Below are 20,430 nucleotides of genomic sequence, written 5' to 3' on the forward strand. Positions count from 1 at the left end.
CCAAGAAACAAACCTCACCAATGCCAGTTTAACCAGTGCAAAATTAGGTCATGCCAACCTCAAAGGTGCCAATTTACACGCAGCTAATTTAATGGCGGCAAGTTTGAATGCTGCGAATTTAAGTCAAACCAATTTATCTCGGGCTAATTTAGAATGTGCCAACCTCAAAGGTGCCAATTTGCAAGGTGCTAATCTCAGTTATGCTAACTTACGAGGTGCTAATTTACGAGGTGCTGACTTACGAGGTGCGAACCTTTCTTATGCCGATCTTAAACAAGTTAACCTCAACCAAGCCAACCTTGATCACGCTTACCTCAGAGGCGCAAACCTGTATCGTGCAAGTTTAAGCCACGTTAACCTCTCTCAAGCCAATTTAGTGAAAGTTAATTTCAGTGGCGCTAACCTCTACGCCGCCCAATTGCCAGAAACAAACCTGAGTTATAGCTACCTGCGACATACCAACTTTTCTCATGCAAATTTAACTCAGGCTAACCTGTCTCACGCCGATTTAACCCGAGCAAATTTAACACAAACAAACCTCTCTCAAGCCAATCTAAGCTATGCTTCAATTCGCCATGCGGAGTTGATGCAAGCTAATCTTTCTCATGCTAACTTAGTCAATAGCAATTTATTTGGTAGTTTTTTAACCCAAACGGATCTACAAGGAGCAACCTTTGAAAACTGTTCAGGATTGCCCGATTTTCTCAAACATCAATTACACTTAGATCAAGTCGATATCGGTCACGAAACCCTTACGGAGCAATTTGTCGATTAACAACTTCAATCCGTTTAACGAAATGATCTTCTCGATATTTCAACTGTTGAGCAATTTGTAAGCCTTGTTGATAAGCCGCTAAAGCTCGTTGATAGGCTCTTTGATCAAAATAAATCTGACCGATGTTATCATAAGCATCCATCATTCCATAAAAATTGTAGGATTGCTGCTCAATTAACAACTGGGCTTGGTATAATTCAAGAGCAGTTTGACTTTGGTTTTGAGCGCGATATAATCGAGCTAATCTCCCCAAGGCGTCGCTGGCATTGGCGAGTTGCTGAATCGGTGTAGCTATTGTATAAGCCTCTTGATAATTCTGACTGGCTTGCTGAAATTGACCGAGTTTTTCATAGTTTAAACCAATTGCTAATTTTAAATTCGGAATCGGTTGTAAATTTTGCAATTGAGAATAGTAACCCACTAATCGTTCTTTAGCGGCGATGGATTTTAACGGTTGATCTAACTGTTCATAAATAAAGGATAACTCTTGAAGAGAGATGACTTCACTCGGTTGATTAACTGTTTCACCTTCTGCATTCACTTGCGGGGGAGGTGGTGGCGGTAAAATGCCTTCACTTCGCAATAATTTAATCTGTTGTTGCGTTTCTAATAATTGTTCATAGGCTTGCGCTGCTGGCTGATAATCTAACCAACTCAGATAAACTTGACCCATTTCACTTAACGCCTGTTCTTCTTTGAGAAGATCTTGCTGTTGACGCGCATAATCGAGTAAAATTTGATAAGTTTCAATCGCAGATTCTTTTTCCCGAGTTTCTTTGAAAGCTGTACCTAACGCTTCTAATATTTCAAGATTTAACGTTTCTTCAGAGTTAACCTGTTGTAAAATAGTTTCTAACCGTTCTACAAGGAACTTAAGATAGAGACGTTGACTGTTATTCCATGCAATTAAACCCACTCGTTGTAAAGCTGCAATTTCCGGTAATAACNTTTCAATCGCAGATTCTTTTTCCCGAGTTTCTTTGAAAGCTGTACCTAACGCTTCTAATATTTCAAGATTTAACGTTTCTTCAGAGTTAACCTGTTGTAAAATAGTTTCTAACCGTTCTACAAGGAACTTAAGATAGAGACGTTGACTGTTATTCCATGCAATTAAACCCACTCGTTGTAAAGCTGCAATTTCCGGTAATAACCCAAAATAACGCCGTAATCTTAATTCCCGACTCCATAAACTAAACGCACCAAAAGCATCTTGTTGTTCGAGTAAAAGTAACGCTTCTGCATTCAGTTTATCTAATTCTGGTGCCAGTTTTTCCTGTTGTGTTTCACTCAATATTTCTCCAACAGGTGGAGGATTAGGTAACAATGGATCAGGTTCGGTACTTTCTAAAGGACTGGGTGAAAATTGATCGAGAACTTGAGTATTTTCTTCGGCTTCAGGGCTGTTGTTTTCTTGAGAAAGAGCGGTTAAACTGCTACTGTTTATCCCGAAGATTACACTGATTAGCGTCAAAAATACAATGCACCAAATTCGCGTTATGTTACCTGTCATAGAATTCTATCAAGCAATCAATTGATTTCCTAAAAATTGTCTAAATTTAACAGTAAAAATCTGAAAAAATGGTTTATACTGTCAATAGGGTACAATTTAGGCATATTGTCACCTATTTTAAGATGACGGCGACGAAAGCGGATTTGTTCACAACAGATCACAGAAGCCAAACCGCCCAGACTGCAATAGATTCTGGCACAAACGAGAACTTAAGGCAAGGTTGAACTTCGACAAAAAATCCCCATCGGCGATCGCAGCCGGGAAGTTTATTTCAACGGTGTTCCCACGCCTAAGCGAAAGCATGGGATAATATCAGCGATGGTTGAGAAAAGCATCGTGAACAAACACAACAACATCAAACCCACTGCATCACAACACCAGGTGATTCAGCGTCAATGGCATCATCGTCTCTTTCAGTCTGTGGGATCGATGATTTTACTCTTAACGCTCCTGACATCCTGCGCGTTACCTCAAGTTTCCGCAGAAGATCGAATATTTCTCGACTTCTCCCTAGACTTTTTAGGAGAATATTCACTCCCCAAACCTAGCGAATTTAATAATAATTCTATTAGTCATCTATCNAACGGGTATCCCAGTGCTAAGCGAAAGCATGGGTTAATAGCAGCGATGGTTGAGAAAAGCATCGGGAACAAACACAACGACAGCAAACCCAGTGCAGCTCAGCACCAGGTGATTCAGCGTCAATGGCATCATCGTCTCTTTCAGTCTGTGGGATCGATGATTTTACTCTTAACGCTCCTGACATCCTGCGCGTTACCTCAAGTTTCCGCAGAAGATCGAATATTTCTCGACTTCTCCCTAGACTTTTTAGGAGAATATTCACTCCCCAAACCTAGCGAATTTAATAATAATTCTATTAGTCATCTATCTGCCATTACCTACGAACTTCCCGGCTATAGCGATAGTACAACACCGGGAACACATTTCTATGCTTTGGCTGAAAATGCCCCAGAATTTTACACGCTAAAATTTGATTTCTCCTCAGAAGATCAGATTACCTTAAATCAGGTAAATCTCGAAAATGAAACGATTCTCAAAGATCAGTCGGGTTTACCTCTCCCCCCAACGACAACTCACCTCGAAAGCCTCACCTTTTCGCCCCGAAACTCAGTATTTATCGCCCTAGAAAATATCGAAGAAAATCAGACTTTACCCTTGATTGGAGAATTTGATCTCCAAACCGGAAAACTTCGCAATACCGTTCCCATTCCGCCGAGTTATATTCCTACAATTGAAGACGAAAAACAACAACAAGGAATTCAAGCCAACTTGGGGTTTAAATCGATGAGTATTGCACCGGATGGCTTTAGTCCGGGTGGAAAAGATCCGTTTCGGTTATTTGTGACCACCGCAGCACCCTTAGTTCAAGATACTGATATTAATACAGCAACAAAACTGCGAATCTTACATTATGTTATCGCCGATCGCGCATCTTTTCTCGTCTCCGAAAATCTTTATCCCTTAGAAACAGATGAAACCTCACCTCATCAGTTAGCAGATATTGTTGCTCTCAATCAAGGCGGATACTTTCTCAGTTTAGAGCGATCGCCCTCCTCGAGTCAAATTTATCAAGTCTTTACAGGAGATGCCACCGATACCTCTAGAATAGCCAGTTTACGCGGACAACTGGGAAAAGTTCAACCCCTGCGGAAAAAACTGTTACTCGACTTCAAGCAACTCAACATTCCCCTTCATCCTCTCACCAGTATGACATTAGGACCCCGTTTAGCTGATGGTAGTCAGAGTTTACTGTTAATGAGTGAGAATGACAGTGAAACGACAGAATTTTTGTTATTCAGCCTCAAGCAAACTTGAATTTGCTATCCTAATCAAAAATTTACGAATTCCTGAAAAATGACTCATTCAACCGATATCGCCACCTTAGCCCGTTGGATGGCTTCTGATTTTAGCAACCAACCCCAGGCGTTTGAAAACCCGCCCTTTTTCGCGCATATTCGCGTCTGTATGCGTCCGTTACCGACAGAATTATTAGACGGAGTGAGTCTCTACCTCGAACAGGCCTATGATTATATCCTGAATCAACCCTATCGCGTGCGAATTCTCAAATTCATTCCTCGGGAAGATTATATCGAGATCGAAAACTACTCCATTGATAACCAAGATCAATTTTACGGTGCCTCCCGTCAACCAGAACGCCTCAAAGACCTCAAACGGGAACAAATAAAAAAACTCCCCTGTTGTAGCTTTATCACCCGTTGGACAGGTCACAGCTTCAAAGCAGAAGTCGAACCCGGAAAAGGGTGTATGGTAGAACGCAAAGGTCAACTCACCTATCTCGATAGTTGGTTTGAAGTCTATGAAAACCGCATGGTTAGCCATGACCGAGGACGAGACCCCGAAACCGATGAACATATTTGGGGATCAGTCGCCGGACCCTTTGAATTTGTGCGTTGGGCGAGTTTCGCGTCAGAAGTCAAAATTTAATCAACTTAAACAAAACAGTCCACAGGGTACCAATTCCTGATACATTAACCCAGTATCAGCAAACCGAGATGCAATTGAGTTTATGAAAGTTCTGGTAATTGGTGGTGATGGCTACTGCGGTTGGGCGACAGCCCTCCATTTATCCAACCGAGGCTATGAAGTTGGGATATTAGATAACTTAGTCCGGCGACNTCAAAATTTAATCAACTTAAACAAAACAGTCCACAGGGTACCAATTCCTGATACATTAACCCAGTATCAGCAAACCGAGATGCAATTGAGTTTATGAAAGTTCTGGTAATTGGTGGTGATGGCTACTGCGGTTGGGCGACAGCCCTCCATTTATCCAACCGAGGCTATGAAGTTGGGATATTAGATAACTTAGTCCGGCGACACTGGGATCAACAGCTTTGTATTGATACCCTAACCCCAATCGCACCCATTCATCAACGCATTCAACGCTGGAAAGATTTAACGGGGAAGTCTATCGACCTGTATGTGGGCGATATCAACGACTATAGCTTCCTGCTCGATAGTTTACTCGAGTTTGAACCCGGAGCGATTGTTCACTTCGGAGAACAACGGTCAGCGCCCTTTTCCATGATAGACCGGGAACACGCGGTTCTCACCCAAGTTAACAACGTCGTGGGAACTTTGAATATTTTATACGCAATGCGCGAACATTTCCCCGACAGTCATCTGGTGAAACTGGGAACGATGGGTGAATACGGGACTCCGAATATTGATATCGAAGAAGGTTATATCACCATTGAACACAACGGGCGTAAGGATACTTTACCCTATCCCAAGCAACCCGGAAGTTTCTATCATTTGTCAAAGGTTCACGATAGCCATAATATCCATTTTGCGTGTAAAATCTGGGGTCTACGGGCGACGGATTTAAACCAAGGGGTGGTTTATGGGGTTCTCACCGATGAAACCGGGATGGATGAAATGTTGATTAATCGTCTCGACTATGATGGTGTATTTGGAACTGCTTTAAACCGTTTCTGTATTCAAGCCGCTATTGGTCATCCGCTTACCGTTTATGGCAAAGGCGGACAAACTAGGGCATTTCTTGATATTCGGGATACGGTTCGTTGTGTGGAATTAGCCATTGCGACTCCCGCAGAACCCGGTCAATTCCGTGTCTTTAACCAGTTTACCGAAATGTTTAGCGTTGGCGATTTAGCCATGATGGTCAAGAAAGCCGGAAATGCAGTGGGGTTAGATGTTGATATTCAAAATATGGAAAATCCCCGGGTTGAACTAGAAAATCATTATTTCAACGCCAAAAATACCAATTTGTTGGATTTGGGATTACAACCTCATTATCTGTCTGATTCCCTGTTAGATTCGTTGTTGAACTTTGCAATGAAATATAAGAATCGGGTTGACAAGAACGAAATTTTACCGAAAGTTTCTTGGCGAAATCCCGGTTCAGCGAAGATGGCAAAATAATCGGAAACGGATATTCAAACGCATTCCTAGAGTAGGTTGGGTTGAACATTGTGAAACCCAACTTTTTCAGTTAATAGTCAATTATTGGGTAGAGGTATTGTATATAACGTCTCTACATATTCCATATATATTAAAGTATCAAGACACATATTTCCTAGAGAAACTCACCACGAAGACACGAAGACAAAAAGATTCACTACGTTACAGTTCTGTATTAACGACACTCTGGACTGTTCATACAAAATCCGCTTGTCTAAACTTCTTTATAAACATTGATTAAATCCCGTTCCATCAAAAATCCAAGCTCTAAAAATAAGAGAGGTAGAAGAAGCGGATTTAGTATGATATCATGTCCGGATAATTAGTGATAAAAAACTTTCTCCTTCTCCTCTTCTTTCTTCTTCTTTATTTACTCCTGACTCCTGACTCCTGACTCCTGACTCCTCTGTTGTCGTTTATTTATAACTGTTCAACCNTCTTCTTTATTTACTCCTGACTCCTGACTCCTGACTCCTGACTCCTCTGTTGTCGTTTATTTATAACTGTTCAACCGGACATGATATTACTTGTCTTGACGGTTAACTTGAATCCGGTCTGACTACGTTGTTTGAGGCTAAATCAACATCTTTTCAAAAAAAAGCAAAATTTCCGAAAAAAAGTAGAGCAAGTTCAGAAAAGCCTATAGAACATCGCTCGCTAGGTTAATCAACCAACAGCGAATACCAATTTCATCAAGTAGGGCTACAGACAACTATTACTCTAACAAGCAGTGTAGTTCCTGAGCTGTAGTGCTATTTCAAAGAAAAATTCAATTGAGGCTAATACAATGTTTGATGAGCGAGCTTCCGAAGACCTCATAAAAGAGGAATCCGACAAACGAGCTGTTTTAGCAGATACATTTAGCTTTTTGGTGGGGTTTGGGGAAGCAATAAGCCCCGCAGCATAAACGAAGTTTTAGTGTCGGGATACATGGACATCCCCAAAACAGTTTTTGGGGGTACCGCGTAGCGGATCTTGCTACGATGCCCCGAAAACAGTTAGCACTGAACCTCTGCGATGCTAAGATATAGTTGATGGTACTAACAATGAACTACACTTACCGAATTTATCCTAGTGCGGCTCAACAAAAATTAATGTTGAGTTGGCTAGAGACTTGTAGACGACTTTATAATCGTTGTCTGCGAGACTTAAAAGACTGGATGAACAGTCGGAAGTGTCTGATTGATAGATGCTCAATTAACCGGGAATATATTATATCTCTTGATATTCCATTTCCTGGTTACATGGAGCAAAAGCGACAGTTAACCCAGTGGAAAAAAACTGAACCAGAACTCAAAGAAGTTCATTCACAAGTCACCCAGGATGTTGTTAAACGCTTACACAACTCTTGGGAATCTTTCAGACAGAGAGGGCGGGGTTTTCCACGTTTTAAAAAGTATGGTCGCTATCAATCGTTTTTGTTCCCTCAATTTGCAACTAATCCAATCAAAGGAGGTCAACTTAAGCTTCCCAAGATTGGGCTTGTAGATATCAACTTGCACCGTGAAATACCTGATGGATTTAAAATCAAAGGTGTGAGAGTTGTATCTAGATGTAGGGGAACTAAATGGTTTGTTGTCATCACAATTCAAGCTGATGTTATAGTCCCAGATCCCCCTTCTTTCGGACGAGCCATTGGTGTAGATGTTGGGTTGATTGATTTTCTGGCAACATCAGATAGATTAACTATTTCTAGACCTAAGTTTTTTGTAGATTTACAACGCCAGCTTAAATTGCTGCAACGTAGAGCCTCTCGTAAACAAAAGCGGTCTAAGAATTGGGAGAAAGCACAAATTAAGGTTGCACGATTACATCACAAAATAGCAAACACGCGAAAAGATTTTCACTTAAAGATAGCCCATCAACTTTGTGATCAAGCTGACTCAATCTTTGTTGAAGACATTGATTATAGAGTCATGGCTAAAGGATTTCTAGGTAAACATTCTCTAGATGCAAGTTTTGGGCAGTTTCGAGAATTGTTGAAGTGGGTATGTTGGAAGAGAGGAAAGTTCTTTGCAGTTGTTGATCACAGAGGAACATCTAAGCAATGTCCTAATTGTGGTAACGAATGGGATAATAAACTTTCAATTCGTTGGCATACTTGCGATGAATGTGGGTATTCAAACAATCGTGATATTGCCTCAGCCGAGGTAATCTGTAATCGTGGAATTAAAAAGTACCCAGGGACTATTGGGGAAAGAAAACTGCCTGCTGACTGCGTACTACCGGGGGAAACTAGGTAAGTGCAACGCAGGAACTCTTAACTGTGAGGTTAAGAAGCCCGTACCATAAACGAAGTTTTGGTGTTGGGAGAAGTCACTCCCTTAGATGCTTCTAGCACTTTTGTATTCCCCCAAGAAACGGGATATGACAGCTTCAGCTACACGTTTGAGGAGGGGGGTACGTTTACCATCGGTGTTGGCGTTGTTGATGTTGGGGATGCCCTAGGCAATACCGGGTTGCTTGTAGATAACTTCTCCTTATCTGGTGGACCGGTAATTCCCGGCACTTACACCGTACAACTGAATGCAGAAGAAAACGTTGAAGGGATTGACTTTGGCAACCAAGAAGAGGACTCACCACCTCCCTCAGAGACGATTTTCGGAACTCCCGATGACGATGAACTCAATATCTTTGACGACGAAGCGATCGCCTTTGCTGGAGATGGGGATGATTTAGTCGATACTTCTGGAAGTTCAGGCAATAGCCGCAGTTATGGCGGGCCTGGTGATGATATCCTGATTGGGGGTAGTGATGATCGTTTATTCGGGGGATCGGGTGACGATCGCCTATTTGCCACCGATGGGGGAACGCTGATGAGTGGCGATGGCGGTGCTGATCAGTTCTGGGTTGCCACAGCATTTATTCCCAGCAGTCAAAACATTGTTGCTGATTTTGAGAGCGGTATAGATGTGATTGGCATTGGTGGTTTGGATGTGACGTTTAGTGAGTTGTCTATCACTCAAGTCGGCGATGATGCGGTTGTTAGCGTTTCTGGCGGCGACCTGGCGACTCTTCTGGGTGTTGAAGCGAATGTTTTGAGTGGGGATGACTTTCTGTTAGTCTAACAGAATCCCTTTGAGTTCGGTCTAGCAGTTATTTTGATTGGGTAGAGGCGCTACATCAACGCCTCTACATCTGATTGCATCTAATAGTTCCTAATTTCACGGAAAAATACGGAAATCAGTTTGTAAGAGTAATCTTAACTGGGTGAACTACTACACCCTCTATCCCATTGCAAAAAGCATCNGAAATCAGTTTGTAAGAGTAATCTTAACTGGGTGAACTACTACACCCTCTATCCCATTGCAAAAAGCATCTGGGACTACTTTGCGAATAATGTTGTAACTTCCATTTATGTCGGCGTTAAATTTAACGCCGATTTTTGATTTGTACAACCCACGCTTAAGGCGACGACCGCTAAACTTTGCGTTTTTAGCTTCTGCTGATCGGTAAACAGGAAGGGAATCTCCATCTAAAAAACTAGCGAGTGAAGTGTAGGATTCTTCGGTGATGACAACCTTAATGCCAACCAACTGAGCCTTGTAAGTCAACATCTCAATAAATCTAGCATGAGGAACACTGGTAAAGTTTTGATTATTAACCTTACCGATATTGAGTTCCTGTTTCCAGTTCTCATTTTTTCCGATTACAAGAGTTGAGATATTGCTCTCAACTAATCGATTAATGATCAAACGGCTGGACTTATGTAGATAGTCATCTATCTTGAATCCTCGCTTAGTTGATAAGCATTGAATTCTGTTAGAAGTTTTTCGGTTTCCCTTGAGATGAGATTGAAGCTCGGCTTTCTTTTTATTGTAGAAGTTNCTCTTGTAATCGGAAAAAATGAGAACTGGAAACAGGAACTCAATATCGGTAAGGTTAATAATCAAAACTTTACCAGTGTTCCTCATGCTAGATTTATTGAGATATTGCTCTCAACTAATCGATTAATGATCAAACGGCTGGACTTATGTAGATAGTCATCTATCTTGAATCCTCGCTTAGTTGATAAGCATTGAATTCTGTTAGAAGTTTTTCGGTTTCCCTTGAGATGAGATTGAAGCTCGGCTTTCTTTTTATTGTAGAAGTTGTTAACTGCTTTAACGGGTCTGCCATTAATCAGGAAAGGCTTAAAACCTTTTTGATTTGAAGTTACAGCCGCTAAGTTATTAAGACCGATATCTACACCTGCTATTGCTTCACTGTCTACCAGTTGTTGAACGGGTTGCCCATAAATTATCTCAACTACATAGTAGTTAAGACGGGGAACAATTCTCACCTCATTGATATTCTGCTTGTTACAAGAAATCATCAGGTTTGTCCCCGATGGTTTCACCCATCCTTTCTTCAACTCTTTAGAGCTAATAGCTTGGATAGTGTAAACCAGAAGATTGCGACCCTTCTCCTTGTCTTTGTATTTAGGAAGTCTAGGCTTGCCCAGGAACTTGGAAGGAGTTTTCTTATAAGCTTTATTCGCTTCTTTCCACGCCTTCCAATTTCTGTCTAAACAACGAAGAACTTGCTGAGAAACTTTGCGGGGCAATTCGCAATACGATTCCTCGGCTTGCATTCGAGATGCCATCTCGTTGTAAGAGAGAACTTGGTTGGTTTCAAAGAAATGCTGACGAATTTCGTAGTTAGCTCGGTTGTAGAGATTTTTAGATTTAAACGCTAAACTATCAATCTCTTTCCATTCCCGAGCAACTTTCCGAATTACGTGCTTCTCAACCAGTCTCATTGTCTCCATTTGACTGAAGCTCACTAATGAGTTTCTCTGTCTTACGCTTTGCTCTTCTCATTCCATACAGCCTTGCACAAAATGATGTAATGACACGAGCAAAATCTGTCATTAGATCTTCTTTGTCATCAGGAACACCGTTAACGACTTCCAGTTTTCTATCTGTTTCCGATAGAAGAATTTCGATGTATTTAGCACCGAATCTGGTTAGGCGATCTTTGTGTTCTACTACTAAGACATTGAAGCTTCTATCCAACAAGAGTTGATTTAATTTCTTGCGATTGTCATTCAGTCCGCTCCCCACCTCTTTCACAACCTTGTTAAGGGTATAGCCTTTGGCTGCTGCGTATTGAGACAGTCTTTCGGCTTGCCGATCTAGGTTGCTTTTATTTTCTGAACTGGAGACTCTGGCATAGATGCAGGCAACAACGGATGATGGGGGAATTGCGTCAGTTTCAATTAGTATGGTTCCCGTTGGAAGCTGACGACCTTTAATGATGCCTTTCTTCCACCAGCTCCATGCTGTTCTATAACTGATGCCTTGAGTTTTTGCATAATCTGATAATTTCATGCGTTAACCTTATCGACCTATGTATAGATTACCGCATATTGCCGCTATTTTCCGTATTCTTAATCAATGTAAACAATACCACTAGGGAACAAACTCTGTCACCACCTGACCCCCACTAGAACCCCTGCTGACGATAATGGTATCATTGCTAAACTGGCCGACCGCTTGATCCCCCATTAAAGTCAAAGGGGGATCGATCTGACGGTAGACAACATTTCCTTGAGCCTGAAACTGTTGTTGAGAGACAGACCAAGTTAATTGCTCTGTATTTAATTGAGATTGACGTTTTTGGCCGATCCCGACTACATTTCCCACCAGATCGAACTGTTCTTCTTTGAGATCGCCCCATCCCTGGTTCGCTGTTACCGTCACTTGTTCCTCTCGATGGATAATCGTAATAGCTTGGGGAGAGCCGATTTTTCCATCTTCATAATGCCATTTGATCTGATTACTAGCAATTTGCAGAGGCGGTTCTGAAAGCGCAACTTGAACATTTTTCTTCAGGTCAGCGAATTGAGTTTTCAGATCAATGATCGCTTCCCCGGCTACACCCCTATCCGTAACGGTTTCATCCTGATAACGATCGACTTCCACCCGCCGATCCGCAATCAGTTTTTCTTGATCCCACTGCCAAATCACATGATCCGTGCGTAATTGAACAACTGGATCTTTGACATTAACCGTCACCTGATTCCAAAACTCGATCCGTTTTTCTCGGTTAAACGCTTGTACTTCTGAAGCAAGGAAATTCAGATCTTCGTGTTCTCCGGTTACTCCATTGCGAACAACCAAAATTTCCTGATCGACGATCCACTCTAAAAAATTTCCGCGCAACACTAAGCCCTGATCCATATCGGTGGCAACAATGTTATCACGTAAGACAATCCGCTTGTTATCTTGATAAACTTCTCCGACTTCAGCTTGCACTTTGTAGAGCAGTTTGCCATCGCGAAACAGTTCACCAACCGGCTTAGTCACCTTGGCAATGCGATTGTCTTTACTGTAGCTTGCTTGGTTGGACTGGACTCGCCACAATAATTCCCCCTTCTCGTTGGCCTGTTCGAGGGTAACATCATCCAGGGTCAAACTATTGTCAAATTCCTCTTCGGGTGCAGGTTGAGTCTCAGTGACCTCATTTTCAGGTAGCTCTGGGGGAGTACAGCCTGAAACTCCTGCTAAAATCGTGATCCCAAGCACAACCCCCAAAATTCCCCGAGAAAAAGGACTGGCAATACTCGGGAAAAGTTGAGGTTGAGCTTGATTTCTAACCGTGATCGATTTGAAAAATCCCCACCTGCTATTCATGCTCGTGATCTCACGATCCCTCCATTTGGCGATGATCCATTAAACTCATACTAGACAGTGGACGGTAGGGATAGCTGTTAGGGCTGCGAGGATTTTTCTGAATATCTTCCTTGATATTTTCGAGATCAATATAGCGATCGGCAACGTTAATTAAACTATCACTGGTCATTGATCGCAAACTCACGACTTCCACCCGTACTCCTCTATAGCTCACACAGTCAACGGCGTAGGCGAGATCTCCATCTCCACTAACCAAAACCGCCGTGTCGTAGGAACCGACTAAAGCCAGCATATCCACCGCAATTTCTACATCCAAATTCGCTTTTTTAGAGCCATCGGGAAGTTGAACTAAATCTTTGGCGATCACCCGGTAGCCATTGCGACGCATCCACAAGAGAAACCCTTNCACACAGTCAACGGCGTAGGCGAGATCTCCATCTCCACTAACCAAAACCGCCGTGTCGTAGGAACCGACTAAAGCCAGCATATCCACCGCAATTTCTACATCCAAATTCGCTTTTTTAGAGCCATCGGGAAGTTGAACTAAATCTTTGGCGATCACCCGGTAGCCATTGCGACGCATCCACAAGAGAAACCCTTGCTGTTTTTCATTGGTGCGATCAACACCCGTATAGAAAAATGAACGCAATAACCGTGATCCCCCAGTCAACCGACACAACAATTTAGTGTAGTCAATCTCCATGCCCAATTGCAAAGCCGCATAGAAGAGATTGGAACCATCAATAAAGATAGCAACCCGGCCTCTATTTTCGAGAACTTGTTCAGGCGTAAAAATTTCGCCGTTTTTCAGGGGATTAAACATGATTCTTATACCTCGTTTATTATCGAAGGATTGTTTATTGAATGAGTTGTGAAGTCGTCAGATTGAAGACAGATGTGTTATCTTAAGTAAAGCTTAACGATCGCGCCCGGCTATGACGAAACTGTTTCTGGCAGTTCCAACCGTTGGAAAACCGGTTGAGGTTCGGCTAGCGCTTGTTCGGCAGGCAATACTCCCCATCTAGCATGAGTCCCAAAGGGGACTGCTGTCTCAACTGTGGTTTTGTCATTGAAGTCAATTGAGAACCCTAGCTGCTGATAAATCTCATTGCTGAGATTAGGCGTAATAGGAGAGAGTAGATAAGCTGCTAGTCTAACAGATTCCAGGACAGAATAAAGTACAGATCCAACTAAATCTAGCTTTCCTTGCTTATACAGCGTCCAAGGGGCTTGCTCATCAATGTATTTATTGCCCGCTTGCACCAGGTTTAAAGTCGCAATACAGACTTCGCTGAACGCTAAACTCTCATAACCTTGAGCGACGGTTTGACCCAAATTGGCAGCGTAAGATTTGAGAGGATGATCATCTGGAATGGCAGCACCGCTAACGTTGGGAATGCGACCTTCAAAGTATTTGTGAGCCATCCTGAGTGTTCGATTGAGTAAATTCCCCAGGTCGTTGGCTAAATCAGCATTCAGCGTGTTGACAAACCGCGTGAGATTGAAATCACCGTCCTGTCCAAATTCTATCTCTTTGAGAAAATAATAGCGAACTGCATCCGCTCCAAACTGACTAACTAACTCAACAGGGTTAAGTGTGTTGCCCAAGCTTTTCCCCATCTTCTTACCATCTTTAGTGAGAAATCCGTGTCCAAAGATACGACCGGGCAGGGGTAAATCAGCAGACATTAACNACTAACTCAACAGGGTTAAGTGTGTTGCCCAAGCTTTTCCCCATCTTCTTACCATCTTTAGTGAGAAATCCGTGTCCAAAGATACGACCGGGCAGGGGTAAATCAGCAGACATTAACATCGCTGGCCAATAAACCGCATGAAAACGCAAGATATCTTTGCCAATCAAATGCAAATTAATCGGCCACCATTTAGATAAAGCATTCTCCAGTGTCGGTTCACTGTCGGGATCAAGTAAAGCAGTGATATAACCTAAGAGCGCATCAAACCAGACATAGATCGTTTGGCTGGGATCAACAGGAACAGGAAATCCCCAATCAACATTCAAACGGGAAATCGAAAAATCCTCTAAACCCTGACTAACAAAACTGACGACTTCATTCCGACGACTTTCGGGTTGGATAAAGTCAGNTCCAGTGTCGGTTCACTGTCGGGATCAAGTAAAGCAGTGATATAACCTAAGAGCGCATCAAACCAGACATAGATCGTTTGGCTGGGATCAACAGGAACAGGAAATCCCCAATCAACATTCAAACGGGAAATCGAAAAATCCTCTAAACCCTGACTAACAAAACTGACGACTTCATTCCGACGACTTTCGGGTTGGATAAAGTCAGGTCGCTCTTGGTAGAGGGCTTCGAGTTGCTTTTGGTACTTAGAAAGCCGGAAGAAATAATTTTGTTCATCGCGCCATTCAACTTGCTTATTCGTATGAATGGGGCAGTATTTTTGATCAATGAGTTCCCGTTCCTCTTTGAATTCTTCGCAGGCTACACAATACCAACCCTGTTGTTGACTGAGATAGATATCCCCTTTGTCCCAAACCCGCCCGAAAAACTCCTTGACGATCTCAGCATGACGAGAAGCCGTAGTCCGGCTAAAGCGATCATATTGAATATCGAGTTTGTGCCACAGACTTTCAAAGCTAGAGACAATTTGATCACAATGGTCTTGAGGAGAACGGTTGAGACTTTCGGCGGTGCGCTGAATCTTTTGACCATGCTCATCGGTTCCGGTGATCAGGAGTACAGATTTCCCTTGCAGCCGTTGAAATCGAGCCACTGCATCGGCGGCCATTGTGGTATAGGCACTCCCCACGTGAGGCACATCGTTAACATAGTAGAGAGGGGTCGTTAAGGAAAATAAGTTTTTTGTCTCTTTTGGTTTCATTAGATATTCCCGCTGGATATCCCTTCTGGGGTCTTGATCCGCTAAGAAGGAGAGGAAAGCAGGGCGGGGTTTGCCACTTTCCGGCTGTCTAATGTTAAATGTACTAATTTCCATAGCGGAGTAGCCCAATACCCATTCCGCTAGTGAATTTTTGGCAATTGTTGAATTGGGTCAAAGTCGATTGACTCAAAACTAATTCTCATCATAGCTTAGGGATAAAACTGAATTGATTACCTTTTGACTCGGGTTAATTGCTCAACATCAGTAGAAACGTCCTATTTTTGCAAATGACAAGTGTTACTAACTTCAACCAAACTTTCTGATTATAATACTTTATTAATTTTTGTTCAGAGTTCTCACTCTACTGAATAATCGTCTTTGAACAACAGGTTGAGGGAGTTAAAGGAGAAGGGACTTGGTAAAATGAGGGAAGGGATTCCCAGCCCAGGAAGGATATAATCGATCATAATGTAAAGTTATATTAAGATGACAATCCTTTGCTCAAGTTGAGACCTACTCAAAAAAATACTTAATTATGTCTTCAGATCAAACCGTGCAAACTTCGCGTTGGTTGCTCACGGCATTGGGAACGCGAATATTTATGCACAATGAAGACCGGATTCCTCGCCGGAGTGCGGTATTGGTCGTGAGCAATCATCGTAGTTTTCTCGATCCAGTGGTGTTAACCGCCGCTCTAGGTCGTCCCATTCGTTTTGCTTGTCATCACTATATGGGTGAAGTGCCAATCTTGCGGGATGTTGTCACAACATTAGGGGCTTTTCCCCTACAAGAACCTACCCAGCGCTCCCAACATTTTTTGCATCAAGCCAGTCAACTGTTGCAAAATCAAGAAATGGTGGGTGTATTTCCCGAAGGCGCCCAACCGATGGTCAAAGCCACATCTGCCAATCATGTCGGTTCTTTTCAAAGGGGATTTGCTCACCTCGCTTGGCGAGTTCCCATTGATGATCTGGCAATTTTACCCGTGGCGATCGCCGCCTTTGATGAGCAAGTGATTCGCTCCGGTATCCCGTTACGCCTGTTAAGTTGGTTTGACCCTTCTGAACCCCTCTTTGATCAATCCGGTTGGCATCCAATGGTGATTTACAAAAGAGCTAATATTTTAATCGGTCGTCCCTACTGGATCAAACCCCAACAGCAGCAGCAATATCGAGGCAAACAAGCCCGAGAACTTGTTGCCAATTTAACAGCATATTGCCAAGATGAAATTGCAAACTTATTACATCAGGGCTGTGTTTAACCACTTAGGCGTGGAAAATTAACCCGCTTAAGTAATCGGTTCGCTCAATTGAGAAAGCCGATTTCAGCCGTCAACCTCGCTCTTGACAAAATCCAATGATCCCCAGTGAGTTCGTCGAACAAAACCAAAGTATCAAGACCATCTGCTTTCTCAAACCCACACCAGCCAAACCCCATTTACCGTTATTTATCTTTTTACCGGGAATGGACGGTACGGGTCTACTGCTGCACAAACAGATCCCCCAGTTAGCCAATGTTTTTGATATTCGCTGTCTGAATATTCCCCTAGATGACCGCTCAAACTGGAATACTCTCACAGCCCGAACGATCGCACTGATCAAGGCTGAACTCAACCGAAATCCGCAACGAGCCGTTTATATTTGTGGAGAATCTTTTGGGGGGTGCTTGGCTTTGAATATCGCCCTGAAAGCCCCGCATCTAATGGAGCGACTGATTTTAGTGAATCCCGCTTCATCTTTTAAGCAGCAACCTTGGCTTCAGTGGGGATCATTTTTAACTCAATCTATGCCGGGATGGTTTTATCCGGCTTCTGTGCTGGGTCTATTGCCTTTTTTGGCGTCTTTAGGGCGGATTTCACCCTCCGATCGCCAAGCCCTGATTACAACGATGAAATCTGTTCCCCAACAAACATCAGCTTGGCGGCTTGAATTACTGCAATCTTTTACACTCGATACGCACCGACTCCGCCAACTCAAAAAACCTGTGCTGGTGATTGCAGGTGCGTCAGATTTATTACTTCCTTCGGTGACAGAAGCCAAATTATTAGCGAAACATCTGCCTCATACTCGCTTGGTGGTTTTACCCAGCAGTGGCCACGCTTGTCTACTGGAAAATGACATTGATTTGCTTGAGATTTTGCAACAACAAAACTTTCTCAAGGGACTCCAGAGAGAGTATAGCGATTCTATTGCGGCGATCGCAAGTTAACAGCAGTAGGGTGGGTCAAACCCCATTAATATCGCGGGAGTTAGGGAAAGTTCTCTCATTAGACCCAGCCTACTATGTGCTAGAGTTGCCAGGTTGACCGTTTGGATGACAAACTATAGGGTTGAGTTTAAAAGACGTGAAAAACAAGCATGACTGTCAGCACCACTTCTCAACCCGGACTCGCATCCCGTTTAGTTAATGGATTTCTCGCGGTTAAACCTTTATTTAATTTTGCCAAACATCAAGCCCGTCAGATGATGATCAACCGGGCGGAAAAACTGGGTGTCCCCTGGCGTCAACAAGCCCAAACCCTACTTTTACGCAATTGGGATACAGAATTTTCTCAAGTCCACAATCCCCAATTAAACTATCCTGAATATTACCTTCGTCCGTTTCATGCTTACGATGAAGGAAATTTGAGTTGGCAAGCCGCAGTAGAAGTCGAAGTCGCCGCCTATGCGGTTCATGCCAAAATCTGGCCCGAAGCGGGCGTTGACGGGGATCACCGTCTGCGTCAGAGTTACAACGACGTTTTACGGGCTTCGTTACCGACAAATTTACAGGATATTGTAGACTTGGGATGCAGTGTGGGAATGAGTACCTTTTCCCTGCAACAGCTTTATCCCCAAGCAAATATTACCGGAGTTGATTTGTCGCCCTATTTTTTAGCTGTTGCTCAATATAATAGTCCAAAATGGCAGCAACAAGGATATCCTCAACCCACTTGGGTTCATGCGCCCGCAGAAGCCACTAATTTACCGGAAAAGAGTTTTGATTTAGTATCATTGTGTTTAGTTTGTCACGAATTGCCGCAAGTTGCGACTCAACAGATTTTTCAAGAAGCTAAACGATTATTGCGTCCGGGGGGTTATATTGCAGTTATGGATATGAACCCTAAATCTGAAGTCATTTCTCGAATGCCTCCTTATGTTTTTACGTTACTCAAAAGCACTGAACCCTATTTAGATGAATATTTTAGTTTAAATTTAGAACAAACGTTAACAGATGCGGGTTTTCAACTTGTCACTTTAAATTATAATAGCCCTCGTCATCGCACAGCGATCGCTTTAAACAGTTTACAGTAACCAGCTTTTACTGTTTACAGTTTACAGTAACCAGTGACCAGTTTTTACAGTTTACAGTTATTAGTTATTAGTTACCAGTTTTTACAGTTATCACTGTTCACTGGTTACTGTTCACTGGTTACTGTATAGATGATCCCCGTCTAAAATTCCCTATTTTTCCACTATGTTAAATGCAGAAGATCTGTTTAATGAAGCCTTTTATTTGGCAAATAATCCCGATGTCAAAGCGGCGGTGGAAGCGGGGATCATTGAAAGTGGATTTGATCATTTTATTGAGTCAGGTCAGTTTCAAGTCCGCCAACCGAGTCCATTATATAATGAATTGGATTATTTAGCGGCTAACCCAACCATTCGGGATGCGGTAACGCAAGGGATTATTAATAATGGCTTTCAACATTTTATCGAATTTGGTCAATTTGAAAGACGCAACCCCAGTATATTATTTGATACGCAGTTTTATTTAACGCAAAATCCCGATGTGAGTACAGCCGTTAACGAGGGTGTTTTAACAGCGATTGAACACTTTGTTAAATTTGGTCAATTTGAAGATCGCCCTCCCAGTCTTTTATATAATTCCAATTATTATTTATCTCAAAACCCGGATGTAGCCGTTGCAGTTGTACGAGATGAACTGACAGGAATTCAACATTATCTCGATATTGGTGCGACTCAAAATAGAGATTTTAGTGCATTTTTATCGCCGGATAATTCACCGTTTCCCAACCAAGTTGCGGTGGGAGATGTTACACAAAATTCGGCAATTCTATTAACTCGTAGCACAGTTCCGGGAGAGATTGAGTTTGATGTTGCAACCGATCCCAACTTTAATCAAATTATAACATCACAAACCCAACCGATTAATAATGTTGTGACTCCAGTTAAAATTGAAGTGGGGAATTTAGCACCGGGAACTCAATATTTTTATCGCGTTACCAATGCTTTAGGAACTAGCGAAGTGGGAAGTTTTAGAACCGTTCCGCCTCTAGAAGTTCAACGGGGATTAAGGTTTGGCGTGAGTGGAACCGTGCAAGGTGAATTAGCCCCTTATCCGTCTTTAATTAACGTTCCTGAACGCAATTTAGACTTTTTTATCCAACTGGGTGATACGATTTCTGCGGATACCGTATCGCCGGATTTGCCGAGAGTTTCTCAAGCGATTACTGAAGTTGATTTTAACACAAAATATAATGAAACAGTGTCTCAACGGGCTGGAATTAATCCGTTAGCAAATTTAGGATCATCAACGCCGATTTATGCAGTTTGGGATGATCAGAATTTAATTAATAATTTTGCGGGAGGAGTTGCGCCAACGAGTCGTTTATTAACTCAGGCTATTTTTGGAACAGAAGGAGAATTTGTCAATGATACGCNCCGGATTTGCCGAGAGTTTCTCAAGCGATTACTGAA

General features: G+C 42.6%; 17 protein-coding genes and 3 pseudogenes. 10 read left to right on the forward strand and 10 right to left on the reverse strand.

Going from position 1 to position 20,430, the window contains the following annotated elements; translation table 11 throughout:
• A partial coding sequence (locus tag WN50_RS28565; protein ID WP_049561516.1) for a pentapeptide repeat-containing protein occupies positions 1-775 on the forward strand: 775 nt, incomplete at its 5' end.
• Here WN50_RS28565 and WN50_RS36690 read toward each other — a convergent pair.
• Positions 753-1,448: a tetratricopeptide repeat protein gene (locus WN50_RS36690; RefSeq protein ID WP_235441168.1), complete on the reverse strand. Its 696-nt coding sequence runs from the start codon at positions 1,446-1,448 to the stop codon at positions 753-755. The genes WN50_RS28565 and WN50_RS36690 overlap by 23 nt on opposite strands.
• Positions 1,449-3,023: 1,575 nt before the next feature.
• Here WN50_RS36690 and WN50_RS28575 point away from each other — a divergent pair.
• From WN50_RS28575 to WN50_RS28600, 5 genes are all read left to right on the forward strand, one after another.
• Positions 3,024-4,121 (forward strand): esterase-like activity of phytase family protein, encoded by a 1,098-nt coding sequence (locus WN50_RS28575; protein WP_235441169.1) that lies wholly within the window; start codon positions 3,024-3,026, stop codon positions 4,119-4,121.
• A 39-nt stretch (positions 4,122-4,160) separates the two neighbouring features.
• Positions 4,161-4,751 (forward strand): chromophore lyase CpcT/CpeT, encoded by a 591-nt coding sequence (locus tag WN50_RS28580; protein ID WP_046280536.1) that lies wholly within the window; start codon positions 4,161-4,163, stop codon positions 4,749-4,751.
• Between the two features lie 285 nt (positions 4,752-5,036).
• Positions 5,037-6,212 (forward strand): NAD-dependent epimerase/dehydratase family protein, encoded by a 1,176-nt coding sequence (locus WN50_RS28590; RefSeq protein WP_046280537.1) that lies wholly within the window; start codon positions 5,037-5,039, stop codon positions 6,210-6,212.
• Between the two features lie 1,085 nt (positions 6,213-7,297).
• Entirely contained in the window at positions 7,298-8,494 is a 1,197-nt protein-coding gene (locus WN50_RS28595; RefSeq protein ID WP_046279013.1) for an RNA-guided endonuclease InsQ/TnpB family protein, read from the forward strand.
• Positions 8,495-8,554: 60 nt separating this feature from the next.
• On the forward strand, positions 8,555-9,319 hold the full coding sequence (locus WN50_RS28600; RefSeq protein ID WP_046279001.1) for a calcium-binding protein: 765 nt from the start codon (positions 8,555-8,557) through the stop codon (positions 9,317-9,319).
• Between the two features lie 186 nt (positions 9,320-9,505).
• Here the strand turns inward: WN50_RS28600 and WN50_RS28605 are convergent.
• The 9 genes and pseudogenes from WN50_RS28605 to WN50_RS28640 all read right to left on the reverse strand — a co-directional run.
• The coding region (locus WN50_RS28605) for an IS200/IS605 family accessory protein TnpB-related protein (RefSeq protein WP_049561531.1) at positions 9,506-10,078 on the reverse strand (573 nt) is incomplete at its 5' end.
• Positions 10,079-10,161: 83 nt separating this feature from the next.
• Positions 10,162-10,992: an RNA-guided endonuclease InsQ/TnpB family protein gene (locus WN50_RS28610; protein ID WP_235441166.1), complete on the reverse strand. Its 831-nt coding sequence runs from the start codon at positions 10,990-10,992 to the stop codon at positions 10,162-10,164.
• Positions 10,979-11,563, reverse strand: a complete 585-nt coding sequence (locus tag WN50_RS28615) for an IS607 family transposase (RefSeq protein ID WP_046279003.1) — start codon at positions 11,561-11,563, stop codon at positions 10,979-10,981. Before WN50_RS28615 ends, WN50_RS28610 begins: the two co-directional genes overlap by 14 nt.
• 81 nt (positions 11,564-11,644) lie before the next feature.
• Positions 11,645-12,868: an LPS export ABC transporter periplasmic protein LptC gene (lptC, locus tag WN50_RS28620; protein ID WP_082172594.1), complete on the reverse strand. Its 1,224-nt coding sequence runs from the start codon at positions 12,866-12,868 to the stop codon at positions 11,645-11,647.
• Between the two features lie 10 nt (positions 12,869-12,878).
• Positions 12,879-13,273 (reverse strand): LabA-like NYN domain-containing protein (locus WN50_RS31585; protein WP_152964956.1); only part of this gene is annotated, 395 nt, incomplete at its 5' end.
• Between the two features lies 1 nt (position 13,274).
• Positions 13,275-13,691 (reverse strand): annotated as a pseudogene (locus tag WN50_RS31590) (LabA-like NYN domain-containing protein); the annotation flags it as partial.
• Between the two features lie 110 nt (positions 13,692-13,801).
• A partial coding sequence (locus tag WN50_RS28630; protein WP_049561538.1) for a methionine--tRNA ligase occupies positions 13,802-14,561 on the reverse strand: 760 nt, incomplete at its 5' end.
• Between the two features lies 1 nt (position 14,562).
• Positions 14,563-14,971 (reverse strand): annotated as a pseudogene (locus WN50_RS28635) (class I tRNA ligase family protein); the annotation flags it as partial.
• Between the two features lies 1 nt (position 14,972).
• A pseudogene (locus WN50_RS28640) lies at positions 14,973-15,730 on the reverse strand (methionine--tRNA ligase); the annotation flags it as partial.
• Positions 15,731-16,265: 535 nt separating this feature from the next.
• On the opposite strand from WN50_RS28640, the gene WN50_RS28645 reads away from it, so the two are divergent.
• The 4 genes from WN50_RS28645 to WN50_RS28660 form a co-directional block, all read left to right on the forward strand.
• A complete protein-coding gene (locus WN50_RS28645; protein ID WP_046279006.1) occupies positions 16,266-16,991 on the forward strand; it encodes a lysophospholipid acyltransferase family protein in 726 nt (241 codons plus the stop codon).
• A 95-nt stretch (positions 16,992-17,086) separates the two neighbouring features.
• Positions 17,087-17,938, forward strand: a complete 852-nt coding sequence (locus WN50_RS28650; protein WP_200906375.1) for an alpha/beta fold hydrolase — start codon at positions 17,087-17,089, stop codon at positions 17,936-17,938.
• A gap of 149 nt (positions 17,939-18,087) precedes the next feature.
• On the forward strand, positions 18,088-19,023 hold the full coding sequence (locus tag WN50_RS28655; protein ID WP_046279007.1) for a class I SAM-dependent methyltransferase: 936 nt from the start codon (positions 18,088-18,090) through the stop codon (positions 19,021-19,023).
• A 163-nt stretch (positions 19,024-19,186) separates the two neighbouring features.
• The coding region (locus tag WN50_RS28660; protein ID WP_235441167.1) for an alkaline phosphatase D family protein at positions 19,187-20,393 on the forward strand (1,207 nt) is incomplete at its 3' end.
• Positions 20,394-20,430 lie beyond the last annotated feature (37 nt).

The sequence above is a fragment of the Limnoraphis robusta CS-951 genome, from assembly GCF_000972705.2.